The organism is Streptomyces sp. NPDC054872 (assembly GCF_053610705.1).
The window spans coordinates 1-18741 of record NZ_JBSGYY010000061.1; the positions used below are offsets into that span (position 1 = coordinate 1).

Consider the following 18741-nt stretch of genomic DNA (forward strand, 5'->3'; position numbering starts at 1 on the left):
CCCGACACCAACAACTCACGCACATCCACACCCAGCACATCCACCGCACCCAACGCCACGTCCCGACCGCCATCCAGGACCTCGCTGAGCGCAGCGACCACACCCTCCGCCGCAATACACACCATCCGACCCAACGCCCGCGGATCCAGACCGTCGACCGTCTGCATGCTCAGACCGAGGCCGTCCGATCCAAGGTCGTTGACCGACACTCCCAGCGGATAGTTGCTCCGCTGCTCGCCGAACACGGTGCGGATTCCCTTCACCGGCCGCTGCTCGCCCAGCTGTTCCTCGGTCGCGGGCGGAGCCGACCGTGTGATGTGCCGGTAGTTGAACAGCGAGGTGAAGAGGGGGGTGTGGTCGGCGATGCCGCTGGCCTGCTGCGCCACCGCCAGCGGGGCGTGCTCGTGCTCCATCAGGGCGGTCAGCTGGTCCCGCATCTGCTCGACCGCGGCGCGCACGCCGACCTGGCCGGTCCGTACCCGCATGGGAAGGGTGTTCATGAACGGCCCCACGACACGGTCGGCGCCTTCGCCCGCGTTCATCCGGCCGAAGAGCACCGTCCCGAACACCACGTCATCCCGACCCGACAACGTCGCCAGCACCCGGGCCCACACCACATGCATGACAGTGGCGGTGCTGACACCCAGTTCGCGCGCCACCCGCCGCAGCTCGTCAGTGAGACCCTCGGGCAGCGGCATGCCCGCCTCGACGATCCCGCTGCCGTCGCCGCGCGCTTCGAGCAGCCCGTAGGGGGCGGTCGGCTCGGTCACGTCACCCAACAACTCGGCGAAGAACCGCTCATGCTCCTCCCGCGGCACCGCCCGCGTCTGCGCCACGAAATTCCGGAACGGCAACGCCGGGGCCAGCTGGTCGGCCGCGCCGGACAACACCGCCCGGAGTTCTTCCAGCAAGACGTCCATACCCAGGTGGTCCTGCAGCAAGTGATGCATCCGCACGACGACCAGCCAACGGCCCTCGGCCACCTCCGCCGGGTGCAGGTCCATCAGCGGGGCATGACTCAGGTCCATCGCCGAACCCGCCTGGGCGACAAGAGACTCCACCAACCCTGCCGACTCCGTGGAGTCGAACTCCAGGGAGTGCTCGATGACCGGCACCTCGACGTGCCGCCGCACCACCTGCAGCGGCTCCCGCAGACCCTCCCAAGCGATGCCGGTGCGATAGATGTCATGCCGGTTCACAACCTGCTGCAGAGCGCTCGCGAAGTCATCCAGCCGCGACCGCGAATCGAACTCAACAACCCGCACGGTGAGGTAGACGTCCTCGCCGTCGCCGGCCATGAGGTGGTGGAAGAACATGCCTTCCTGCAGCGGCGCCAGCGGATAGATGTCCGCCACATTCGCCACCCCGCCCTCGACCGTCGCGACCACCCGGTCGATCTCAACCTGCTCCAACTCCACCAGCGGCAACATCGCCGGCGTGATCTGCTCGGCCCCATTCGGGATCAGGTTGTCGGGCACCTCCACCGGGACGGCACCCGCCGCACGCCCCAACCCGGCAGCAAGGCCGGCCGGTGTCGGGTCCTCGAACAGCGTCCTGATCTTGACCTCAGCGGCCAGCCGGCCACGGATCCTCGACAACAGCCGGATCGCCAGCAGCGAGTGCCCGCCGAGCTCGAAGAAACTGTCATCGACGCCGACCGACTCCAGACTCAGCACCTCCGCGAAGATCTCGCAGAGCGCAGCCTCGGTCTCGTTCGCCGGCGCCCGACCGACCCCGCCACCCGACTCCTCAGGAGCAGGCAGCCCCTTACGGTCGAGCTTGCCGCTGGCGGTCAGCGGCAACTCCGGCAGCGAGACAACGGCCACCGGGACCATGTGATCGGGCAGCCGCGCCGCCACGAACTCCCTCAGGCCCTCGGGCTCTTCACCGCCCGCTGCCACGACGTAGGCGACCAGGCGCTTGTCACCGGGGCTGTCCTCGCGGGCGATCACGATGGCCTGTGTGAGGTCCGGATGGGTGAGCAGGGCGGCTTCGATCTCACCGGGCTCGATACGGAACCCGCGGATCTTCACCTGCTCATCCGCCCGGCTAAGGAAGATGAGTTGTCCCTCCGGGCTCCATTTCACCAGGTCCCCGGTCCGATACATCCGCTCGCCGGAACCCGGACCGAAGGGGCAGGCCACGAACCGCTCACCCGTCAACGACGGACGACCCACATAACCCCGCGCCAGCCCCGCACCAGCGACGTACAGCTCACCGACAACACCCGTGGGGACGGGGGCGAGCGCATCGTCCAGGACGTACAGGCGGGTGTTGGCGATCGGAGAACCTATCGGCACCACCCCACCGGCCACCAACTCCCCGGTCAGCTCGGCAGTGGCGACACCGACCGTCGTCTCGGTCGGGCCGTAGTGGTTGAACACCCGTCGGCCCCCGGCAGCGGCTGCCTCCACCAACTCCCGCACCCAACCCGCAGATGCTGGCTCACCCCCGAGGACCACCGACCGCCCGGGCAGCAGCGGCTCGATACCCGCCGCGGACGTCAACGCCTGCAAATGCGACGGCACCACCTTGAACGCATCAATATCCTGCTCGGTCAAATAGCCAGCAACCGCATCCGGATCGGTCACCGACTCCTCGCCCAATACGTGGAGTTGACCGCCCGTGGCCAGACTGGAGAACACCACCGTGTTACCCAGGTCCGTCACCTGCGCCTGCAACAGCGCATACCTCGCCCCCGGAACCGTCCAACCCAACCGTGACGACACCGAGGACACGTAATTGACCAGCGACCCATGCGTCACCGCCACACCCTTGGGTACGCCCGTGGACCCCGACGTGTAGATCACATACGCCAACCCCGCCAGCTCCACCGCCACCTCAGGCCATACATCCGCCGCGCCGTCCGCCCAAGCCAACTCCCGCGCACCAACCACCACATCCACCCCGGCGTCGGCGAGCATGAACTCCACCCGCTCCACCGGCAGCGCCGCATCAATCGGCAAATACGCCGCCCCCGCCTTCCACACCCCCAAAATCCCGACGATCATCTCCACACCACGAGACAACCGAAGCCCCACCACCGACTCACGACCCACACCACGACCACGAAGCCAGTTCGCCAGCCGATTCGCCGCCGCCTCTAGCTCCCCATAGGTCAGCTGCCGCCCATCGGCGACCACCGCCACCGCACCCGGATCCACCACCACCCGCCGCTCAAACAACTCCACCACCGAAGAACCGGCCACACCCGAAGCGGTGTCGTTGAACTCCACCACCACCCGGTCCCGCTCCCCGGCACCAAGCACACCAACCGCGGACAACCGGAGCTCCGGAACCGCCACCACCTGCTCCAGCACCCGCACCAGGCGCTCAGCAATGGCCTTCACCGTGCGCAGGTCGAACAGGTCCGTCGACGCCATGACCGCCCCCCGCAACCCCGCAGGCCGGCCGTCCCCATCGAACAACTCCCCCACCGCCAGGTGCAGATCCAACCTGACCGGGACAGTCGTCGCCTCATCCACCGGCAGCTGATCACCCAGCACCTGACCGGCCGAAGTCGCCCTCACCTCACCCAGGTCCAGCGCGGAGCGCCGGGTGTTCTGCATCGTGAGCATCACCTGGAACAACGGGTTACGGCTCTGCACCCGCGTCGGCGCCGTCTCCTCGACAAGCCGCTCGAACGGCACATCCTGATGCGCGAACGCACCCAGACTCGCCTCCCGCACCCGGCCGAGGACCTGCCGGAACTCCGGGTCTCCCGACAGATCCGTACGGATCACCAGCGTATTGACGAAGAACCCGACCAGATCGTCCAACGCCTCGTCCGTACGACCCGCGATCGGTGACCCGATAGGAATGTCGGTGCCGGACCCCAGTCGCGACAGCAACACCACAAGCGCCGCCTGCAGCACCATGTACGGCGTCGCACCCTCCGCACGCGCCAGCTCCGCCAGCCGCTGATGCACCTCCGCCGACACCCGCACCGGCACCCGATGCCCACGATGACCGATCACCGCAGGACGCGGCCGATCCACCGGCAGCGCCAACTCCTCCGGCGCACCAGCCAACGCCCCCTTCCAATACTCCACCTGCTGCGACAGCAGACTCCCCGGATCCGACGCCTCACCCAGCAACTCCCGCTGCCACAGCGTGTAATCCGCGTACTGCACCGGCAACGGCTCGAACACCGGAGCCTCACCACCCCGCCGCGCCGCATACGCCCGAGACACGTCCTTGGTCAGCGGGCCGCGGGACCAGCCGTCGGAGGCAATGTGGTGCATCACGACCAGCAACGCCTGCTCGTCGGGCCCGCCCTGGAACAGCCACGCCCGGATCGGCAACTCCGCCGACAGGTCGAACGCGTACTGCGACGCACGGGCGACGGCCTCATCCACCGTCCCGGGCTCCACCTGGGAGACCTCCAGGTGCCAGTCGAGTTCGTCCGGATCGGCAATCTTCTGATACGGCTCGCCGTCCACGGCCGGAAACATCGTCCGCAGCGATTCGTGCCGCCCGATCACATCCCGCAACGCCGCACCCAGCGCGTCGACGTCCACATCACGCATGCGGATCGGAGTGGGGATGTTGTAGGTGGGGCTCGGACCCTCCAACTGGGCCAGGAACCACAGCCGGCGCTGCGCGAACGACAACGGCACCCGCTCCGGCCGCACCGCGGCCCGCAACGGTATCCGCGCCTGCCCTGCGCGGTCGGCCAGCTCGCCCGCCAACGCGGCAACCGTCGGGGCCTCGAACAACGACCGGACCTCGACCTCCACCCCCAACACAACCCGGATCCGCGACACCAACCGCACCGCCAGCAGCGAATGCCCGCCCAGATCAAAGAAGTCGTCATCGACGCCGACCGATTCCAGCCCCAAAACCTCGGCGAACGCCGCACACAGTGCCTCTTCCACCGGTGTGGCCGGGGCACGACCGCCACCACTGACGTACTCCGGCACCTGCAGTGCCTTGCGGTCGAGCTTGCCGTTGGCGGTCAGCGGCAGCTCCGGCAGCGAGACGACGGCCGCCGGGACCATGTACTCCGGCAGCCTCCCCGCCACGAACTCCCGCAGACCGTCGGGCTCGTCCTCGTCCGCGGGCACCACGTAGGCGACCAGGCGCTTGTCACCGGGGCCGTCCTCACGGGCGATCACCACAGCCTGAACAACGCTCGGGTGGGACAGCAGAGCGGCTTCGATCTCACCGGGCTCGATACGGAAACCGCGGATCTTCACCTGCTCATCCGCCCGCCCGGCGAAGACGAGCTGCCCGTCCGGGCTCCATTTCACCAGGTCCCCGGTGCGATACATCCGCTCGCCGGAACCCGGGCCGAAGGGGCAGGCCACGAACCGCTCACCCGTCAACCCCGGCCGACCCACATAGCCGCGCGCCAGCGCCTGGCCGGCGACATACAACTCGCCAGTCACACCGACCGGCGCCGGCTGGAGGGTGTCGTCCAGCACGAACAGGCGGGTGTTGGCGATCGGGGTGCCGATCGGCACCACCCCACCGGCCACCACCTCCCCGGTCAGCTCGGCGGTAGCGACACCGATCGTCGTCTCGGTCGGACCGTAGTGGTTGAACACCCGCCGACCCCCGGCAGCAGCCACCAGCTCCTGCACCCAGCCAGGGCTGGCAGCCTCGCCGCCCAGCACCACCGACCGCCCAGGCAACAGCGGCTCGACACCCGCCACCGATGTCAACGCCTGCAGATGCGACGGCACCACCTTGAACGCATCAATACCCTGCTCGGTCAAATAGCCGGCAACCGCATCCGGATCGGTCACCGACTGCTCGCCCAACACGTGAAGTTGACCGCCCGTGGCCAGGCTGGTGAACACGACCGTGTTACCCAGGTCCGTCACCTGCGCCTGCAACAGCGCATACCTCTCCCCCGAAACCGTCCAACCCAACCGCGACGACACCGACGACACATAGTTCGCCAGCGACCCATGCGTCACCGCCACACCCTTAGGCACCCCCGTCGACCCCGACGTGTAGATCACATACGCCAACCCCGCCGGATCAATGTCCAGCCCCACAGCCGTACCCGCGTAGCCCTCCAGCAAGGCGGTCGTCGTCGGGTCGTCCACAGCGATCATCCGCACCCGACCCGCCGGCAGATCATCCAGCGCATCCCGCGTACCCAGCACCACCTGAGCACGACTGTCACCCAGCAGATACGCCACCCGCTCCGTCGGCAACCCGCCATCGATCGGCAGGTACCCGGCGCCCGCCTTCCACACCGCCAGGATCGCCGTCACCATCTCCACACCCCGCGGCAGACACAACCCCACCACCGACTCACAACCCACACCCACATCACGCAAATAGCACGCCAGCCGATCAGCCGCCGCACCCAACTCGCCGTACGTCAGCTGCTCCCCATCGGCGACCACCGCCACCCCACCCGGATCCACCACCACCCGCCGCTCGAACAACTCCACCACCGAAGAGCCGGCCACATCCGACGTGGTGTCGTTCCACCCCACCAACACCCGATCCCGCTCCCCGGCACCGAGCACATCCACCGCAGACAGCCGCACCTCCGGAGCCGCCACCACGGCCTCGACCACCCGCTCCAGCCACCGCGCGAAGCGGCCCGCCGCGGGCTCGTCGAACAGGTCCGCCGCAACCGTCACCGCCCCGCGCAGGCCGGCCGGTTCGCCGTCGGCGTCGTGCACCTCGTTGAGGGACAACCACAGGTCGAACTTCACCGAGGTCAGCGAGCTCGCGTCCAGCGCCGAGGCCCCTCCGTCCTCGGCGCGGTTTTCGCGTGTGCCACTGTCCACATGCCGACTGACGCCGGGCATGTCCAGCGACGCGTCCCCGCTCGTCTGCATGGTCAACACAACCTGCGCCAGCGGATGACGGGCCATCGAACGGGACGGCGCCAGCTCCTCCACCAACCGCTCGAACGGCACGTCCTGGTGCGCGAACGCACCCAGACTCGCCTCCCGCACCCGGGCCAACACCTGCCGGAACTCCGGATCACCCGACAGATCCGTACGGATCACCAGCGTGTTGAGGAAGAACCCGACCAGATCATCCAGCGCCTCGTCCGTACGACCGGCGATCGGCGACCCGATCGGAATGTCGGTACCAGCGCCCAGCCGCGACACCGTCACCGCCAACGCCGCCTGCAGCACCATGAACGTCGTCACGCCCTCGGCACGGGCCAACTCGGCCAACTGCCGGTGCATCGCCGCCGGTATCCGCACCGGCGCGGCATGTCCCCGATGGCTGCCCGCCGCGGGTCGTGGGTGGTCGGTCGGCAGCGTCAGTTCCTCCGGCGCACCGGCGAGCGTTCGCCGCCAGTACTCCACCTGCCGCGACAGCAGACTCTCCGGATCCGACTCCTCACCCAGCAACTCCCGCTGCCACAGCGCGTAGTCGGCATACTGCGCCGGCAGCGGATCGAACACGGGGGCCTCACCGCGCAGCCGCGCCGCGTACGCGGCCGACAGATCCCGGCTCAGCGGCCCCATCGACCACCCGTCGCCGGCAATGTGGTGCAGCAGCACCAGCAACACCTGCTCGTCCGGACCGTCCGGATCGTTCTGGCCGTTCTGGCCGTTCTGGAACAGCCACACCCGGATCGGCAGCTCCGCCGACAGGTCGAACGCGTGCCCCTTCGCCTGGTCCACGGCGGAGACCACGTCCTCGGGCGCCACCTCGGACACGTCCAGCCGCCACTCGAAGTCTCGCGGGTCATGGATCTGCTGGTACGGCTCGCCGTCCACGGCCAGGAAGGTCGTCCGCAGCGACTCGTGGCGCGCGATCACGTCGCGGAACGCCTCCTCGAGTACCGCTGCGTCGACGCCGCTCAGCCCCATGCGCGCCGAGACGTTGTAGGTGGAGCTGGGACCCTCGAGTTGGGCCAGGAACCACAGCCGCCGCTGCGCGAACGACAACGGCAGCTGCTCCGGCCGCACCCCCGCCCGCAACGCCAAACGGCCAGTGCCCCTGCCCTCTGTCGCGAACCGGGCTGCGAGGGCGGCCACCGTCGGGGCCTCGAAGAGCGCCCGGACCTCGACCTCCACTCCGAGCACGGCGCGGATCCGCGCGGTCAGCCGGACCGCGAGCAGCGAGTGCCCGCCCAGAGCGAAGAAGCTGTCGTCGACCCCGACCGACGCCACGCCCAAGACCTCGGCGAACACCGCGCAGAGAATCTCTTCCTCCGGCGTCGCCGGACCCCGACCTGCGCCCGCCGTGTACTCCGGCGCCGGCAGCGCCCGCCGATCCAGCTTTCCGTTCACCGTCAGCGGGAAATCGGCCAGCTCCACCACCGCGGCAGGCACCATGTACTCGGGCAAGCGGCCGGCAACGAACTCCCGCACGCTTTCCGTGTCAACCCCGGCACCGCCGCCGTCGCCCTCCCCCTCGACCGGCACCACGTACGCCACCAACCGCTGGTCGCCCGGCGAGTCCTCACGAGCCACCACCGCTGCCTGCCGCACGCCCGGGCAGGCCAGCAGCACCGCCTCGATCTCGCCCGGCTCGATACGGAAGCCGCGGATCTTGACCTGCTCGTCGGCACGCCCGGCGAACAGCAGTTGCCCGTCCGGGCTCCACTTCACCATGTCGCCGGTCCGGTACATCCGCTCGCCGGCCGATCCGAACGGGCAGGCCACGAACCGCTCACCCGTCAACGACGGACGACCTATGTAGCCGCGCGCCACGCCCGCACCGGCCACGTACAACTCACCGGCCACACCCGCGGGTACCGGTCGCATCCCCTCGTCGAGCACGTACAGGCGGGCGTTGGCGATCGGTCCGCCGATCGACGGTTCGTCGCCGGGCGTGAGGGGGGCCGACATCGACGCACACACCGTGGTCTCCGTCGGCCCGTACGCGTTGATCATCCGGCGGTCCGACGCCCACCGCCCGGCCAGGCCCGCGTCCAGTGCCTCACCGGCCGACACCAGCGTCGTCACGGACGCCAGGTCGCCCGCGTCCAGTGCGCCGAGCACGACAGGCGGCAACGTCGCGTGCGTCACCCCGTGGCGCGCCACGACCTCCGCGAGCCCGCCGTCGGGCAGCAGTTCGTCCGCCGGTGCCGTCACCAGCGCAGCTCCGGTGCCCAGCGCCATCAGCACTTCCCACACGGCGGCGTCGAAGCTGATCGAGGCGAACTGCAGGACCCGCGAGCCTTGTCCCACCGCGAGCCGGTCTCCCTGAGCGGCCACGAGGTTCGCGGCGCCTGCGTGGGAGACGGCCACGCCCTTCGGTGTGCCCGTCGAGCCGGACGTGTAGATCACATACGCCGCCCCTCCCGGGTGGATCGTCACCTCGGGCGCGGTCGTGGGGTGCACGTCCAGGAGCGCGGTCGTCATCGGGTCGTCGAGGGCGATCAGCGGGACGCGGCCGACCGGCAGGTCCTCGAGGGTGTCCTCGGTTCCGAGCACCAGTTCCGCGCTGGTTCCGTTCAGCATGTACGCCACGCGATCGACCGGCAGGCGCCCGTCGATCGGCAGGTAGGCCGCGCCGGCCTTCCACACCGCGAGGATCGCGGTCACGAGTTGGACGCCGCGCGGCAGGCACAAGCCCACCACCGACTCCTGTCCCACGCCCCGGCTGCGCAGGTGGTTCGCCAGCCGGTTGGCCGCCACGTCCAACTCGGCGTACGACAGCTCCGCGCCCTCGCCCACCACCGCCACCGCATCCGGAGCAGTCGTCACCCACTGCCCGAACAGCTCCACGATCGAAGAACCCGCAACCGCGAGCGCCGAGTCGTTCCACTCCCGCAGCAGCACGTCCCGCTCGTCCACCGCGAGTACGTCCACGGCCTCCAGAGCGGTGCCCGAGCCGCCGTCGAGCTCGCGGGTGAGCGCGCCGACCACGTTCTCCAGCGCGGTGTAGAACAGCCTGGCGACCGCCTGGGGGTCGAGCGCGCTGACCGTTTGCACGCCCAGGCTCAGGCCTCCTTCGCCTCGGTCGTTGGCCGACACCGCGACCGGATAGTTCGTCCTGTCCTGGACCATGACTCGCTGGATGCCCGAGACGGGCCGCCGCTCGTCCTGTTCCGGGTCGGCCTGGGTCGCGGTGGCGCCGGTGACATGCCGGTAGTTGAACAGCGAGGTGAACAGGGGGGTGTGGTCGGCGATGCCGCTGGCCTGCTGCGCCACCGCCAGCGGGGCATGCTCGTGCTCCATCAGGGCGGTCAGCTGGTCCCGCATCTGCTCGACCGCGGCGCGCACGCCGACCTGGCCGGTCCGCACCCGCATGGGAAGGGTGTTCATGAACGGCCCCACGACACGGTCAGCGCCTTCGCCCGCGTTCATCCGGCCGAAGAGCACCGTCCCGAACACCACGTCATCCCGACCCGACAACGTCGCCAGCACCCGGGCCCACACCACATGCATGACAGCCGCGGTGCTGACACCCAGCTCCCGCGCCACCCGCCGCAGACCCTCGGTGATCTCGTCCGCGACGGGCATAGCCACACCGACGACCCCGCTACCGTCGCCGCGCGCTTCGAGCAGCCCGTAGGGGGCGGTGGGTTCGGTGACGTCGCCCAGGAGGTCGGCGAAGAACCGCTCGTGCTCCTCCCGCGGCACCGCCCGCGTCTGCGCCACGAAGTTGCGGAACGGCAGCGCCGGGGTCAGCTGGTCGGCCGCGCCGGACAGCACCGCCCGCAGCTCCTCCAACAGCACGTCCATGCCGACGTGGTCCTGCAGCAGGTGATGCATCCGTACGACGGCAAGCCAATGGCCCTCGGGCAGCTCGGCCACGTGCAGGTCCATCAACGGCGCGCGGACGAGGTCCATCGCGAGCCCGGCCCTGGCGACCAGGGCCCGCCCCCGCTGCTTCGAATCCGTGGAGTCGAACTCCACGCAATGCTCGACGACCGGCACCTCGACGTGCCGCCGCACCACCTGCAGCGGCTCCCGCAGACCCTCCCAAGCGATGCCGGTGCGATAGATGTCATGCCGGTTCACGACCTGCTGCAGAGCGTCCGCGAACGCGTCCAGCCGGGAGCGTGAATCGAACTCCACGACGCGCGCGGTCAGATACACGTCCTCGCCGTCACCGGCCATGAGGTGATGGAAGAACATGCCTTCCTGCAACGGCGCCAGCGGATAGACATCCGCCACATTCGCCGCCCCACCCTCGACCGTCGCGACCACCCGGTCGATATCGGTCTGCTCCAGCTCCACCAGCGGCAACATCTCGGGCGTGATGTGCTGGGCACCGTCGGGGATCAGGTTGTCGGGCACCTCCACCAGGACGGCACCCGCCGCACGCCCCAACCCGGCAGCAAGGCCGGCCGGTGTCGGGTCCTCGAACAGCGTCCTGATCTTGACCTCAGCGGCCAGCCGGCCACGGATCCTCGACAACAGCCGGATCGCCAGCAGCGAGTGCCCGCCGAGCTCGAAGAAACTGTCATCGACCCCGACCGACTCCAGACTCAGCACCTCCGCGAAGATCTCACAGAGCACGGCCTCGGTCTCGTTCGCCGGCGCCCGACCGACCCCGCCACCCGACTCCTCAGGAGCAGGCAGCCCCTTACGGTCGAGCTTGCCGCTGGCGGTCAGCGGCAACTCCGGCAGCGAGACAACCGCAGCCGGGACCATGTGATCGGGCAGCCGCGCCGCCACGAACTCCCTCAGGCCCTCGGGCTCTTCACCGCCCGCTGCCACGACGTAGGCGACCAGGCGCTTGTCACCGGGACTGTCCTCACGGGCGATCACGACGGCCTGCGTGAGGTCCGGATGGGACCGCAGGACAGCCTCGATCTCACCCGGCTCGATACGGAACCCGCGAACCTTCACCTGCTCATCCGCCCGCCCGACGAAGACGAGCTGCCCGTCCGGGCTCCACTTCACCAAGTCCCCGGTGCGATACATCCGCTCACCGGCGCCGAAGGGGCAGGCCACGAACCGCTCACCGGTCAGCGACGGACGACCCACATAACCCCGCGCCAGCGCCTCGCCGGCGACATACAACTCGCCAGACACCCCGACCGGCACCGGCTGAAGGGCGTCGTCCAGGACAAACAGACGGGTGTTGGCGATCGGAGAACCTATCGGCACCACCCCACCGGCCACCAACTCCCCGGTCAGCTCGACGGTAGCGACACCGATCGTCGTCTCGGTCGGGCCGTAGTGGTTGAACACCCGTCGGCCCCCGGCAGCAGCCACCAGCTCCTGCACCCAGTCGGCCGAAGAAGCCTCGCCACCCAGCACGAGGGAACGAACGGGCAGCAGCGGCTCCATACCCGCCACCGACGTCAACGCCTGCAGATGCGACGGCACCACCTTGAACGCATCAATACCCTGCTCGGTCAGATAGCCGGCCACCGCCCCCGGATCGGTCACCGACTCCTCGTCCAGCACGTGGAGTTGACCGCCGGTGGCCAGGCTGGAGAACACCACCGTGTTACCCAGGTCCGTCACCTGCGCCTGCAACAGCGCATACCTCTCCCCCGGAACATCCCAACCCAACCGCCCGGACACCGACGACACATAGTTCGCCAGCGACCCATGCGTCACCGCCACACCCTTCGGCACCCCCGTCGACCCCGACGTATACATCACATACGCCAACCCCGCCGGATCAATGTCCAGCCCCACCGGTGTCTCCGGGACCTCCGACAGCCGATCCAGATCGCCCGAATCCACCACCACACTCACCCCGGCATCGGAGAGCATGAACGCCACCCGCTCCGACGGCAACGTGCCATCAACCGGCAGATACGCAGCCCCCGCCTTCCACACCCCCAAAATCCCAACGATCATCTCCACACCCCGAGACAACCGCAGCCCCACCACCGACTCGGCGCCCACCCCCCGACCACGAAGCCAATTCGCCAACCGATTCGCCGCCGAACCCAACTCCCCAAAGGTCAACGACTCACCACCGCCAACCACCGCCACCGCACCCGGATCCACCACCACCCGCCGCTCGAACAACTCCACCACCGACGACGACCCCACCGGCTCCACCGCGGTGTCGTTGAACTCCACCACCACCCGGTCCCGCTCCCCGGCCCCAAGCACCTCCACCGCAGAAAGCCGCACCTCCGGAACCGCCACCACCTGCTCCAACACCCGCACCAGGCGCTCAGCAATCGCCTTCACCGTGCGCAGGTCGAACAGGTCCGTCGACGCCATGACCGCCCCCCGCAACCCCGCGGGCCGGCCGTCCCCATCGAACATCTCCCCCACTGCCAGGTGGAGGTCCAACCTGACCGGGACAGTCGTCGCCTCATCCACCGGTGACTGCGCCGCCAGCACCTCGCCGGCCGAAGTCGCCCTCACCTCACCCAGATCCAGCGCAGAGCGCCGGGTGTTCTGCATCGTGAGCATCACCTGGAACAACGGGTTACGGCTCTGCACCCGCGTCGGCGCCGTCTCCTCGACAAGCCGCTCGAACGGCACGTCCTGATGGGCCAGGGCGTCCAGGCTGGCTTCCCGCACCCGGTCAAGGACCTGCCGGAACTCCGGGTCTCCCGACAGATCCGTACGGATCACCAGCGTATTGACGAAGAACCCGACCAGATCATTCAACGCCTCATCGGTACGACCCGCGATCGGCGACCCGATAGGAATGTCGGTGCCGGACCCCAGTCGCGACAGCAACACCACAAGCGCCGCCTGCAACACCATGTACGGCGTCGCACCCTCCGCACGCGCCAGCTCCGCCAGCCGCTGATGCACCTCCGCCGACACCCGCACCGGCACCCGATGCCCACGATGACCGATCACCGCAGGACGCGGCCGATCCACCGGCAGCGCCAACTCCTCCGGCGCACCAGCCAACGCCCCCTTCCAATACTCCACCTGCTGCGACAGCAGACTCCCCGGATCCGACGCCTCACCCAGCAACTCCCGCTGCCACAACGTGTAATCCGCGTACTGCACCGGCAACGGCTCGAACACCGGAGCCTCACCACCCCGCCGCGCCGCATACGCCCGAGACACGTCGCGGGCAAGGGGCGCCATCGACCAGCCGTCGCCGGCTATGTGGTGGACCAGGACAACCAGGAGGCCGTCGTCCGGCCGGTCCTCCGTCTGGAACAGCCAGGCGCGGATCGGCAGGTCGGCGGCCAGGTCGAAAATGCTCCAGGCGGCCTCGTCCACGGCGGCCGACAGCTCGGCGGGCGCGACGTGCCGCACCTGCATGTCCCAGTCGAGGTTCGCGGGGGCCACGATGTGCTGGTAGGGCTCTCCGTCGGAGACCTTGCAGAGCGTACGCAGCGACTCGTGCCGGATGACGACGTCCCGCAGCGCGGCGCCCAGCGCCTCGATGTCCAGATTGCCACTGAGCGAAACAGTCAGCGGCACGTTGTAGGTCGGGCTCGGGCCCTCGAGCTGGGCCAGGAACCACAGCCGCCGCTGCGCGAAGGACAACGGAATCATCACGGGTTCTCCTTACGCATCGGACGAAGAGCGGGTCGGGTCGTCGACTTCTGGGAGCTCAACTTCGCGGCGAGCGCCGCCGGTGTAGGTGCCTCGAAGAGGGTTCTGATCTTGACTTCCACACCGAGCCTCGCTCGGATGCGCGAAAGCAGACTGATGGCGAGCAGGGAGTGGCCTCCGAGGTCGAAGAAGCTGTCGTCGAGCCCGACCGACTCGTGCTGGAGTACGTCGGCGAACACCTCGCAGAGGAACGCTTCGTTCTCGTCGGCGGGCTCGCGCTGGGGCACGCGGTCCGCCGGGTGGTCGGGGGCGGGCAGGGCCTTGCGGTCGAGTTTTCCGGCGGCGGTGAGCGGTAGTTCGGGGAGGGTGACGATCGCGGCGGGCACCATGTATTCCGGCAGCAACCGGGCCAGGTGCTGGTGGAGTTCGCCCTCGCCGCCTTCTTCGCCCGGGCCGCCGGAGGTGTCGGCGCCGTCGCCGAGGGTTTCGATGCCGTCGGCGGGGACGACGTAGGCGACCAGGCGGGCGTCTCCCGGGGTCTCCTCTCGGGCGATCACCGCGGCCCGGTCCACGCCGGGGTGGCTGCGGAGTGCGGCTTCGACCTCGCCGGGTTCGACGCGGAAGCCACGGACCTTGACCTGCTCGTCCACCCGGCCGACGAACACCAGCCGCCCGTCGGACGTCCACTTCACCAGGTCGCCGGTCCGGTACATCCGCGTCCCCGCGGGACCGTACGGGCAGGCCACGAACCTCTCGCCGGTCAACCCGGGGCGGCCCACGTAGCCGCGGGCGACCTGGACGCCGGCGGCGTACAGTTCGCCGACCACGCCGACCGGCACCGGCGCCAGCTCGTCATCCAGGACGAACACGCGGGTGCCGTCGAGCGGTGTGCCGATCGGCACCACACCGCCGTCGACCTGGTCCGCGGTCAGTTGCGCGGTGGCGATTCCGATCGTGGTCTCGGTCGGCCCGTAGTGATTGTGGACCTGCCGGTTCCCTGCCGCTCGCAGCAGTTCGCCCACCCATGCGGCTGAAGCTGCCTCCCCGCCGAGCACCAGCGACCTGCCGGGCAGTACCGCCTCGGGCCCGGCGGCGGAGCTCAGTGCCGCCAGGTGCGAGGGCACCGCCTTGACGAAGCCGATGCGCTGCTCGACCAGGTAGTCCGCGACCGCTTCGGCATCCATGACCGTGGCCTCGTCCAGAACGTGGAGTTGACCGCCGGTGACCAGACTGGTGAACACGACCGTGTTGCCGAGGTCCGTCACCTGCGGCTGCAGCAGGGCGTACCGCGCCCCCGGTTCCGACCAGTCGAGGCGGTCCGACGCCGAAGCCACATACCCGGCAAGACCGCCGTGGGTGACCGCCACGCCCTTGGGTACGCCCGTCGAACCCGACGTGTAGATCACGTACGCGAGCTGCGCGTGATGGGACGTCACCGGCGGCGCGTCCTCGGGGTATGCGGCCAGCAGATCCGGGTCGTCCAGTGGCACGGTCGCCACGCCGGGCGGTGCCTCGACCGGCGCCGCGGCCTCGGCGGCGGTGAGCAGCACCCGCGCGCCGCTGTCGGCGAGCATGAAGGAGACGCGGTCGGGCGGGAGTTGGGCGTCGATGGGCAGATACGCTGCGCCGGCCTTCCAGGCCGCCAGGATCGCCGTGATCGTCTGGAGACCGCGCGGCAGGCACAGACCGACCACGGTCTCGGGACCGGCCCCGAGGGTGCGCAGGTGGTGGGCGAGCCGGTTCGCGGCGGCGTCGAGCCGGCCGTACGACACCTCGGCGCCGTCCGCCACCACGGCGATGGCGTCGGGGTCGGTCGCCGCCCGCCGCTGGAACAGGTCGACGACCGTCGACTCGGGAGCGGTCCCCTCGGTGCCGTTCCAGGCGTTCAACACCAGATCGCGCTCGTGCCCGTCCAGGATGTCCACCGCGTGCAGCGGCAGGTCCGGTGCCGCGCTGACGGCCTCCAGCACCCGCAGGAACCGTGCGGCCATCCGCCCCGCGGCCGGTTCGTCGAACAGGTCGGCCGTGACGGTCACCCCGCCGCGCAGCCCGGCGGGGCGGCCGTGCTCGTCGAGCACTTCCGCGATCGACACGAAGAAGTCGTACCTGCCCGGCGCCGACGCGGCCTCGTCGAGTACGGATCCTGCGCCGCCGGTGCGCAGACCGGGCAAGTCGAGGGTCTCGCGCTGGTTGTTCTGCAGGGTCAGCATGACCTGGAACAGCGGGTGGCGTCCCAGCGCCCTGGACGGTGCCAGTTCCTCCACCAGCCGCTCGAACGGCACGTCCTGGTGCGCGAGGGCGCCGAGGCCGGCCTCCCTCACCCGGCCGAGCACCTGACGGAACTCGGGATCTCCGGACAGGTCGGTCCTGATCACCAGCGTGTTGAGGAAGAACCCGACCAGGTCGTCCAGCGCCTCGTCGGTGCGTCCCGCAATCGGCGACCCGATGGGGATGTCACTGCCGGCTCCCATGCGCGACAAGGCCACCGCCAGGGCGGCCTGCAGGACCATGAACGTCGTCACGCCCTCGGCGCGGGCGAGGTCGACCAGCTGCCGGTGGACGGCGGCAGGCACGTCGAGGGGCACCCGGTGGGCGCGCTGGGTGGCCACCGCGGGGCGCGGCCGGTCGGCCGGCAGCGTCAGCTCCTCCGGAGCGCCGGCGAGGGTCCGCCGCCAGTAGTCGACCTGCGCCGACAGCAGGCTGTCGGGGTCCGACTCGTCGCCCAGCACGTCACGCTGCCAGAGGGTGTAGTCGGCGTACTGCACCGGCAGTGGCTCCCAGTCGGGCTCCTCGCCGCGCAGCCGCGCCGCGTACGCGGTCGACAGGTCCCGCGCCAGCGGTCCTTCCGACCACCCGTCGGAGGCGATGTGATGCATGACGACGAGCAGCACCTGCTCGTCGGGGCCGGCCTGGAACAGCCACGCCCGGATCGGCAGCTCGGCCGACAGGTCGAAGGCATGGCGCGACGCCTGGCCCACGGCACCGGCGAGCGCCTCGGGTGCGACCGGGGCGATTTCCAGGTCCCAGTCCAGGTCCTGCGGGTCGATGACCTGCTGACGGGGTTCGCCGTCCACCTCCGGGAAGATCGTCCGCAGCGACTCGTGCCGCACGATCACGTCCCGCAGCGCCGCGCCCAGGGCGGCCACGTCCACGTCGCCGGTCAGCCGGACCGACACCGGGATGTTGTAGGTGGGGCTGGGGCCCTCCAACTGGGCCACGAACCACAGCCGCCGCTGCGCGAACGACAACGGCACCCGTTCCGGCCGCGTCACCGCCACCCGCAGCGCGGTACGGGTCCGGTCCGTTCCGGGCCCGGCCATGCGCGCGGCCACCCCGGCGACGGTCGGGGCCTCGAAGAGAGCCCGCAGGGGCAGTTCGACGTCGAGCACGGCGCGGATCCGCGAGATGAGCCGCACCGCAAGGAGGGAGTGGCCGCCGAGGGCGAAGAAGTTGTCGTCGACCCCGACCGACTCCCTCCTGAGGACCTCGGCGAAGGCCCCGCACAGGATCTCTTCCTGGGCGGTGGCCGGCGCCCTGCCCCCGCCGCTGCTGTACTCCGGCGCCGGCAGCGCCTTGCGGTCGAGCTTGCCGTTGACTGTGAGTGGCAGTTCGGTCAGCGACACGAAGGCTGCCGGGACCATGTACTCGGGCAACCGCTCGGCGACGAACAGCCGTAGGGCCTCGGAAGCGCCGTCGCCCCCGGGCTCGGCTGACACGACGTAGGCGACGAGCTGCTTGTCGCCCGGAGTGTCCTCACGGGCGATCACCGCGGCCTGCGCGATGTCCGGGTGCTCAAGCAGGGCGGCTTCGATCTCGCCCGGCTCGATGCGGAAGCCACGGATTTTGACCTGCTCGTCGGCCCGGCCGAGGAAGACCAACTGCCCGCCCGACGCCCACTTCACCAGGTCGCCGGTGCGGTACATCCGCTCCCCCACCGGCCCGAAGGGAGAGGCTACGAAGCGTTCCGCGGTCAGTCCCGCGCGCCGGACGTAGCCGCGGGCCAACTGCACCCCGGCCAGATACAACTCCCCGACCACACCCGGCGGCACCGGCGCCAGAGAGTGATCAAGGACGAACACCTGCGTGTTGGCCACCGGCGCCCCGATCGGCACCGAACCGGCGCTCTGCGTCGGGTCACAGGCCCAGGCGGTGACATCCACCGCCGCCTCGGTCGGACCGTAGAGGTTGTGCAACTCCACCCCGGCGAAGGCGGCATGGAACCGCGTCTGCGTCGACAACGGGAGCGCCTCACCACTGCACACCACGTGCCGCAGCTCCCGCGGATCACCCGCATCCGTCTGCAGGAAGGCGTCCAGCATCGAGGGCACGAAGTGCACCATGCTCACGCGGTACTCGCGGATCGCCTCCGCCACGTAGTGCGGGTCGCGGTGGCCGCCGGGACGGGCCACCACCA

At 69.8% G+C, this 18741-nt stretch carries 2 protein-coding genes (1 of these 2 only partly in view); both read right to left on the bottom strand.

What is annotated here, in order from left to right:
* On the bottom strand, positions 1–14327 hold a 14327-nt coding region (locus ACWGIH_RS41545), incomplete at its 3' end, for an amino acid adenylation domain-containing protein (protein ID WP_453691767.1).
* On the bottom strand, positions 14327–18741 hold the 3' end of the coding sequence (locus tag ACWGIH_RS41550) for a non-ribosomal peptide synthase/polyketide synthase (protein WP_453691769.1). Its footprint extends 19345 nt past the window's final position; the window shows 4415 of its 23760 coding nt (coding positions 19346–23760); its start codon lies off the right edge, out of view; the stop codon is at positions 14327–14329. The genes ACWGIH_RS41545 and ACWGIH_RS41550, both read right to left, overlap by 1 nt.